Origin of the sequence: Pseudomonas sp. BTN1 (assembly GCF_001907715.1) — a bacterium.
GTDB classification, from domain to species: Bacteria; Pseudomonadota; Gammaproteobacteria; order Pseudomonadales; family Pseudomonadaceae; genus Aquipseudomonas; species Aquipseudomonas paracarnis.
In genome coordinates this window covers 61,805-69,902 of the sequence record NZ_MPBM01000017.1, presented here as the reverse complement: position 1 = coordinate 69,902, position 8,098 = coordinate 61,805, and the positions used below count along the sequence as shown (strand labels likewise).

Genomic DNA, 8,098 nt, shown 5'->3' with positions numbered 1-8,098 from the left:
CGAGTGGTGGGGCAAGAGCCTTTTGCTTACTTTTGGGCTCTTTTCAAAAGTGAGCCGCTGTAAAAGCGGAACCCTAAGTAGCCGTTACCGCAGGAATGGATATGTACTCGGTATTACGGCGTCGACTGTGAGGCCGTCTTCGCAGGCAAGCCAGCTCCCACAGTTGGATCGTGGGGTGTCAGGTAGATAGCCGTCGCCTGGCAGGCCGCCATCGCAGGCGAGCCAGCTCCCACAGTTGGATCGCGTGCGCGTCAGTTAGATCACCGAATGGTTGTGCGTAAGGCTTTAGCTGCGGGCGAAGGCCACCGCTGCCTCGAACTGCTCCTGCGTAGGCCGCACACCGGTATAAAGCACAAACTGCTCCAACGCCTGGATAGCGATCACTTCCAGCCCGGTAATCACCCGCTTGCCCTGGGCACGGCCACGCACGATCAACGGCGTTTCCGCTGGGATCGCCACCACATCGAAGACCGTCTCGGCCTGATCGATTGCCTCGGCGTCAAACGCCAACGCATCCGCTTCCGCACCGCCGGTCATGCCAATGGGCGTCACGTTGATCAGCATCTGTGGCCGCAGGCTGCCCAGATCCGCCTGCCACGCGTACCCCAGGTTCCTGGCCAATGCCTGGCCCGCCACCTCATTACGTGCCACGATCACGCCATTGGCGTACCCCCCGTCACGCAAGGCACTGGCGACCGCCTTGGCCATGCCGCCGCTGCCGCGCAGGGCGAAGCTGGAGTCCTTGGGTACCGCGTGTTTTTTCAGCAGTTGCTCGATGGCGATGTAGTCGGTGTTGTAAGCCTTGAGGTGGCCGTTGGTGTTGACGATGGTGTTCAGGGAGTCGATGGCTTGAACCGAATCGTCGAGTTCGTCCACCAAGGCAATGGCAGCCTCCTTGAACGGCATGGACACCCCGCAACCGCGCACACCCAGGGCGCGGATACCGCCGATCGCGCCGGGCAGGTCCTGGCTGCTGAAGGCTTTATAGTAAAAATTCAGACCCAGTTGTTCATACAGGTGGTTATGAAAACGCAGGCCAAAGTTCCCAGGGCGCGCCGACAGTGACATGCACAGTTGGGTGTCCTTGTTGGGGTGCATCTGCATGGATAACTCCTTGAAGTAAGCAAATCGGTACAGACCTTACACAACCTTTACTCACTGGCCGTGCTGTTTTCTCGAAATACGTTGTCTTAAAAGTATCCCCGCGACAATCCTTGAGTCTATTGATTGCAGACCACAAGCGCAGGGGCTAATTGAGGAATGACCATCATGCGTAAACTTCCCAGGATCGCCTTGCTTATCGGCGCACTCGCAATGGCCGGCCAAGCTTCCGCCCACGGTGGTGGTTGGGGTGGCCCGGCCGTGTTCGGTGCGCTTGTCGGCGCAGCGGTAGTCGGCTCTGTGGTTGCCAGCCAGCCGCGTGAGGTGTACGTGCAACAACCGGTGTATGTGCAGCCGCAGCCGGTGTATGCCGCGCCGCCGCCGGTCTACTACGCGCCACCGCCACCAGTGTATGTGCAACAGCAGGTTTACTACCGCCCGGCGCCCGTCTATTACGGCCCACCGCGCGGTTATTATGGGCCACCTCGTGGCTACTACGGCCCGCCCCACGGTTACTACCGCCATGGTTGGTAAGGTTTAATCCCGTTGACAGCCACAGGCCTCGCCCACACGCGGGGCCTTTTTTTGCCTGGGAAGTCCGGATTTATCCTGCCAGTGTCGCTGTGAGAACAACGCCCGAGCGCCAATCCCACATCATAAGCGTCAAATATCCTCTTGATCGATTGCGGGCTGCGCTGTCATGTTTGCGTCACAAAACAGTCGCACTATCGACTCAGTCCAGCCAATAACAATTAAGGACGATTGACCATGCCCACACAAAACCCGCACCGCACCGCCGGCCTTTGCACCTCCAGCAAGGTCTACAGCGCCTTGACTGAACTCAAGCACCTTGAAGGCCATCGCAGCGCCAAGTTCCTGGCATTACTGGCAGAAAACCTGGTGCGCAAGGGCCTGCTCAGTGAGCACGAAGTGGTGAACATGCTCGACCAGGTGGTGGATTAACGCCTGGCGTTGATGTCGACTATCGAGCCAGGTGATTTTTCCCAGGCATCGGCAAACCGTAAGGTGACCTCCATAACGTTTGGAGGTATTTATGCCCACTGTTCAAATCATGTCTGTCATCGGCAGCGCCGTCCCCGCCCCGCTGCGCAAACTGGGCTTGCTCGCCTGCTGGTATGTCGTGCGCGATGGCGAGCCGATCAGCGGCCCGCTCACCTCGTTATCCGATGCCGAAACACAACGCCAAATGGCAACCGACTTCAGGCTCGAGGCCTGAACGCTATGGCAGCGGCAACTTGACCCGGGGCTTGGTTTCGACGAACAACGCCCAGCACGACATGAACAACGCCGCCACCAGCGGCCCGATGACAAAGCCGTTAAGGCCGAACACCGACAGGCCGCCCAAGGTCGAGATCAGGATCAGGTAGTCCGGCATCTTGGTGTCCTTGCCCACCAGGATCGGGCGCAGTACGTTGTCCACCAGGCCAATCACGAACACCCCGAACAGCCCCAGCACCACGCCCTGCCAGATCGAACCGCTCAACAGGAAGTAAACCGCCACCGGCCCCCAGACCAGCCCGGCACCCACCGCTGGCAATAGCGACAGGAACGCCATCAGCACGGCCCAGAGCAAGGCACTGGGGATGTCCAGGAACCAGAAAATCAAGCCTCCCAGCGCACCTTGGGTCACAGCCACCAGCACGTTGCCCTTGACCGTGGCGCGCACCACGCGGTTGAACTTGAGCTGCAGGCGACGCTTTTGCGGCTCGGCCAACGGTACGGCTGTGCGCACTTTGCGTACCAGTTCCGGGCCATCGCGCAGCAGGAAAAACAGCAGGTACAACATGATGAAAAAGCTCACCAGGAAATCAAACGTCCCCTGGCCGAAGCTGAACGCCTGAGAGGCAAAGAACTGACTGCCCTGCATCGCGCCCTTGACGACCTTTTCCCGCAGCCCTTCGAGGTTGCCCATGCCAAAACGGTCGAGCAATTGCTGGAAATACGGCGGTAGAACGTTCTTGAATTGCTCGATATAACCCGCCACGTCGAGTTTGCCGCTCTCAATGTTTTTGTAGAGCGTGGCCCCCTCTTGCACCAGCAAAGCACTGGTGATGATCACCGGCAGAATCGCGATCACCAGGCACACCATCAAGGTGGTCAGGGAGGTCAGGTTGCGGTTCCAGCTAAAACGCTGCTGCAGGCGGCGCTGCATCGGCGCAAAGATAATGCCCAGGATCACGGCCCAGAACACCGCGCCGTAGAACGGCAGCAATATCCAGATAAAAGCCACCGTGACCAAGGCCAGTAGCAGCAACAGGGTTTTGAATTGCAGGTTGGTTTGATTCATGTCCGGTCCATGTCAGAAAAACAGGGCCGATGGCGGCCCTGTTGCTTAGTCCGCAGCCAAACGTGGGAGTGCCCTTGTTTTTCGAACAAGCATAGATCGCCATGCGTAGACGTGGATCAATGAACGGCGCCCGGCCCTGCACTACCCTCGCGCCTTTTGCGACCTACAGCCATGCCCTCGATGATTGCCCCCGAACTGCTCGCCCCTGCCGGCACCCTGAAAAACATGCGCTACGCCTTCGCCTACGGTGCCGATGCGGTCTATGCCGGCCAACCGCGCTACAGCCTGCGGGTGCGCAACAACGAGTTCGACCACGCCAACCTGGCCCTCGGCATCCACGAAGCCCATGACCTGGGCAAGCGCTTCTACGTGGTGGTGAACATTGCGCCGCACAACGCCAAGCTCAAGACCTTCCTCAAGGACCTGGCGCCCGTGATCGCCATGGGCCCGGATGCGCTGATCATGTCCGACCCGGGGTTGATCATGCTGGTGCGCCAGCACTTCCCGCAGATGCCGATCCACCTGTCGGTACAGGCCAATACGGTGAACTGGGCCAGCGTGGCGTTCTGGCAGCAACAAGGCATTTGCAGGGTGATTCTGTCGCGGGAGCTGTCCCTGGAAGAGATCGGCGAAATCCGCCAGCAAGTGCCGGCGATGGAGTTGGAGGTGTTTGTACATGGCGCCTTGTGCATGGCCTATTCCGGGCGGTGCCTGCTGTCGGGCTACATGAACAAGCGCGATGCCAACCAGGGCACCTGCACCAATGCCTGCCGCTGGAAATACCAGGCCACGCCGGCAGTGGAGAATGCCACTGGCGATATCGTCCATGAATATCAACCCACATTAGGGATCGGCACGCCCACCGATCAGGTGTTCCTGCTACAGGAAGCCAATCGCCCCGATGACTCCATGCCCGCTTTCGAAGACGAACATGGCACCTACATCATGAACGCCAAGGACCTGCGGGCCGTGCAGCATGTGGAACGCCTGGCACAGATGGGCGTGCATTCGTTGAAGATCGAAGGCCGCACCAAGTCCCACTTTTACTGCGCGCGCACCACCCAGGTGTACCGCCAGGCCATCGATGACGCAGTGGCCGGCCGGGCGTTTGACCGCGGCTTGATGACCAACCTCGAGTCCCTGGCCCAGCGTGGCTACACCGAAGGTTTTCTGCGCCGCCACGTGCACGATGAATACCAGAACTACCAGAACGGCAGCTCGGTTTCCGAGCGCCAGCAGTTTGTCGGGGAGCTGACTGGCGAACGTCGTGGCGCGTTGGCCGAGGTGAAGGTCAAGAACCGCTTTGCGCTGGGCGACCACCTGGAGTTGATGACGCCCGCGGGCAATTTTCATTTTGACTTGCCGAGCCTGCATAACGCCAAGGGCGAAAGCATTGAGGTGGCGCCGGGGGACGGGCATACGGTGTATGTGCCGATTCCGGCGCAGATGGACCTGCGCTTTGGCCTGCTGATGCGCGACGTTTAAACCCTGCCATGGGTTGAATGGATCAGATCCTGAACTGGCCCACCAACTGCCCGAGGCGCTGGCCCAGGTCGGCCAGACTGCGAGACGTCTGAGCGCCCAGTTGGGTTTCGTCCGCCACGCTGTCCACCGCTACCGCAATCTGATGCACGCTGCGGTTGATCTCTTCCGCCACGGCGGTCTGCTCTTCCGCGGCGCTGGCGATCTGGGCGTTCATTGAGTTGATGGTGCCAATCAGTTGCGCCATGGTGTCCAGGGACGCGCCGGCCTGGTTGGCCTGGGCCGAAGTGCCGTCGCCGGCATCGCTGGAGCGGCGCATAGCGTCCACGGCCGCCTCGGTGCCTTTTTGCAGGCGATCGATCATGCCCTGGATTTCCTGGGTGCTGGTTTGGGTGCGACTGGCCAGGGCGCGCACTTCATCGGCGACTACGGCAAAGCCACGCCCAGCCTCCCCGGCCCGTGCGGCCTCGATGGCAGCGTTGAGCGCCAGCAGGTTGGTTTGCTCGGCGATGGAGCGGATCACGCCGAGCACACTGACGATTGACGACACATCCTGCTGCAGGCTGTCCAGGGACACGCCGCTGCTGCGGATGTCGTTCACCAGCGCATGGATCTGCGCGATGCTGCCGTCTACCACACGTTTGGCGGCCTGGCCTTCGGCGTCGGTCTGCTGCGCAGCGACGGCGGCGCCTTGGGCACTGCGTGCCACTTCGTGCGCCGCCGAAGACATCTGGTTGATCGCAGTGGCCACCTGGTCGGTCTCGTGGCGCTGGCGTTCCATGGCCTGTTCGGAACGCTGGGCCTGGTCGGACACCTGGCTCACCAGCCCGGTGAGTTGGGCGGTCATGTCGGTGATCTGGCGCACCAGGCCGTGGATTTTCTCGACAAAGCGGTTGAATGCACCGGCCAGGTCGCCGAGTTCATCCTGGCTGGTAATGGCCAGGCGGCGGGTCAGGTCACCTTCACCCGCGGCGATGTCATCGAGGTTGGCTTTCATCAGGTGCAGCGGACGCAAGATGGTATTGGCCAGCAGCATGCCCACGGCGGCGATCACCAGCAACACCACCACGGCCACGCCGAGGATGCTCAACAGCACGCCTTGCATGCGCTTCTCGACTTTTGCCTGCACCACCGCCACTTGGGCGTCGATGCCATCGAGGTTCACCGAGGTGCCGATCACCATGTCCCACTTGGGCAGGTACTCGGTATAGCCGAGCTTGGGCACCAGTTCGGTCTGGCCGGGCTGGGTCGAGCTGTATTGCAGGTAGTGGCTGCCGTCCTTGCCGACCTTGACCAGGTCGCGGTTGACGTAGACGCCGTTGGGGTCGCGGTTGTCCTTGAAGCTTTTGCCTACGCCGTCCGGGCTGTTGCCCTTGAACAGGCGGATGGTCTCGGAGTCGTAGCCGAAGAAATAGCCGTCTTTGCCGTAGCTGGTATTGGACAGCAACTTGACCACCTGCGCCCGCGCCGCGCTGTCGCCGGGGGCTGCCGCGTCGTAGAGCGGCTTGATGGTGGTCATAGCCACCTCGACATAACTTTGCAGGGTGGCCTTGGCGTCGTTGAGCAGGCGCTGACGGGTTTCATCCACCTCGTTGCGGGCCTGGCCCTGCAGAATCCACACGGTGGTCAGGCTGATGACCACGGCAAACAACAACACCGGCACGACAGCAAGGGCCAGGACTTTGGCCTTCAAACTCAGACGCATGGCTTTTCTCTCTTGTTAGTGGCGACTTGAGAGGTTAACGGCCATGTGAGCGATTACTGTAGGAGCGAGCTTGCTCGCGAAGAACCTGAGAGCACTGCGGGGTGCCAGGTTGCCCGCGTTATCGTTGACGCTTTTCGCGAGCAAGCTCGCTCCTACAGGAACCTCGTCAGAGCGTCATCGCAGCCAGCCAGCCGAACGCCAGCAGCGGCAGGTTGTAGTGCAGGAAGGTCGGTACCACGGTGTCCCAGATATGGTGGTGCTGGCCGTCGATGTTCAGGCCGGAGGTGGGCCCGAGGGTGGAGTCCGAGGCGGGCGAACCGGCGTCGCCCAAGGCACCGGCGGTACCGACAATGCACACGATGGCCAGCGGGCTGAAGCCCAGTTGCACACACAGCGGCACGAAAATCGCCGCGAGGATCGGCACCGTGGAAAACGACGAGCCGATGCCCATGGTCACCAACAACCCCACCAGCAGCATCAACAACGCGCCGACGCCCCGGCTATGGCCGATGAACGCTGCCGAGGCCTGCACCAGCGAGTTCACGTCACCGGTCGCCTTGAGCACTTCGGCAAAACCTGAGGACGCGATCATGATGAAGCCGATCATCGCCATCATCTTCATGCCTTCGGTGAACAGGTCATCGGTGTCGCGCCAGCGCACGATGCCCGACACCGAGAAGATCAGGAACCCGGCCAGGGCGCCGATGATCATCGAGTCCAGCCACAATTGGATGATGAACGCCGAGGCAATCGCCAGGCCGGCCACCAGCAGGGTCAGCGGGTTGTACTGCACCGCCACTTGCTCGACACGCTCGATTTTCTTCAGGTCGTACACACGCTTTTTGCGGTAGCTGATCAACACCGCCACCAGCAGGCCGACCACCATGCCCAGCGCCGGCAAGCCCATGGCGTGGGTGACATTGACCCCGCTGATATCCACTCCGCTCTTGGCGACGTTAGCCAGCAGGATCTGATTGAGGAAGATATTGCCAAAGCCCACCGGCAGAAACATGTACGGCGTTATCAGGCCGAAGGTCATCACGCAGGCGATCAGGCGACGGTCCAGTTGCAGCTTGGTCAGCACATACAGCAGCGGCGGTACCAGCAGCGGAATAAACGCAATGTGGATCGGCAAGATGTTCTGCGAGGCAATCGCCACCACCCACAACAGGCCGATCAGCAGCCATTTAACGTGGTTGCCACCGCTGGCGTCCTGGCGGTCCACCAGCAGCAAGGCTTTGTCCGCCAGGGCATGGGCCAGTCCGGACTTGGCAATCGCCACGGCGAAAGCCCCGAGCAATGCGTAGGACAAGGCCACGGTTGCGCCGCCGCCCAGCCCGCCGTTGAAGGCCTTGAGCGTGGCCTCGATACCCAGGCCACCGGTCAAGCCGCCCACCAGGGCGCCGACGATAATGGCGATGACCACGTGCACGCGGGACAGGCTGAGTACCAGCATGGTGCCGACCGCGGCGATGACTGCGTTAATCATGGTTACCTCAAGC

General features: G+C 61.1%; 8 protein-coding genes and 2 pseudogenes. 4 read left to right on the top strand and 6 right to left on the bottom strand.

The annotated features are described in order from the left end of the window. Positions 1-285: 285 nt before the first annotated feature. On the bottom strand, positions 286-1,104 hold the full coding sequence (locus BMH52_RS06825) for a shikimate 5-dehydrogenase (protein WP_014717950.1): 819 nt from the start codon (positions 1,102-1,104) through the stop codon (positions 286-288). Positions 1,105-1,260: 156 nt separating this feature from the next. On the opposite strand from BMH52_RS06825, the gene BMH52_RS06820 reads away from it, so the two are divergent. The 3 genes from BMH52_RS06820 (at position 1,261) to BMH52_RS06810 (ending at position 2,338) form a co-directional block, all read left to right on the top strand. Continuing rightward, entirely contained in the window at positions 1,261-1,635 is a 375-nt protein-coding gene (locus tag BMH52_RS06820) for a hypothetical protein (RefSeq protein WP_019818659.1), read from the top strand. A 234-nt stretch (positions 1,636-1,869) separates the two neighbouring features. Then, on the top strand, positions 1,870-2,064 hold the full coding sequence (locus BMH52_RS06815) for a hypothetical protein (RefSeq protein WP_003190284.1): 195 nt from the start codon (positions 1,870-1,872) through the stop codon (positions 2,062-2,064). 91 nt (positions 2,065-2,155) lie between these two features. After that, on the top strand, positions 2,156-2,338 hold the full coding sequence (locus tag BMH52_RS06810; protein ID WP_072435680.1) for a hypothetical protein: 183 nt from the start codon (positions 2,156-2,158) through the stop codon (positions 2,336-2,338). A gap of 3 nt (positions 2,339-2,341) precedes the next feature. Here BMH52_RS06810 and BMH52_RS06805 read toward each other — a convergent pair whose 3' ends face one another. Further along, entirely contained in the window at positions 2,342-3,409 is a 1,068-nt protein-coding gene (locus BMH52_RS06805) for an AI-2E family transporter (RefSeq protein WP_019818663.1), read from the bottom strand. 171 nt (positions 3,410-3,580) lie between these two features. Here BMH52_RS06805 and yegQ point away from each other — a divergent pair, with 171 nt between their 5' ends. Next, positions 3,581-4,894: a tRNA 5-hydroxyuridine modification protein YegQ gene (yegQ, locus tag BMH52_RS06800; protein ID WP_072435681.1), complete on the top strand. Its 1,314-nt coding sequence runs from the start codon at positions 3,581-3,583 to the stop codon at positions 4,892-4,894. Positions 4,895-4,916: 22 nt separating this feature from the next. Here yegQ and BMH52_RS29950 read toward each other — a convergent pair whose 3' ends face one another. From BMH52_RS29950 to BMH52_RS06790, 4 genes and pseudogenes are all read right to left on the bottom strand, one after another. Further along, positions 4,917-5,672: a methyl-accepting chemotaxis protein gene (locus tag BMH52_RS29950; protein ID WP_370004746.1), complete on the bottom strand. Its 756-nt coding sequence runs from the start codon at positions 5,670-5,672 to the stop codon at positions 4,917-4,919. Between the two features lie 102 nt (positions 5,673-5,774). Then, positions 5,775-6,596: pseudogene (locus tag BMH52_RS29945) on the bottom strand (cache domain-containing protein); the annotation flags it as partial. 54 nt (positions 6,597-6,650) lie between these two features. After that, a pseudogene (locus tag BMH52_RS29520) lies at positions 6,651-6,740 on the bottom strand (outer membrane lipoprotein carrier protein LolA); the annotation flags it as partial. Between the two features lie 22 nt (positions 6,741-6,762). Further along, positions 6,763-8,082 carry a Na+/H+ antiporter family protein gene (locus BMH52_RS06790; RefSeq protein ID WP_161794324.1) on the bottom strand — a complete coding sequence of 440 codons (1,320 nt, stop codon included), beginning with the start codon at positions 8,080-8,082 and terminating at the stop codon, positions 6,763-6,765. Positions 8,083-8,098 lie beyond the last annotated feature (16 nt).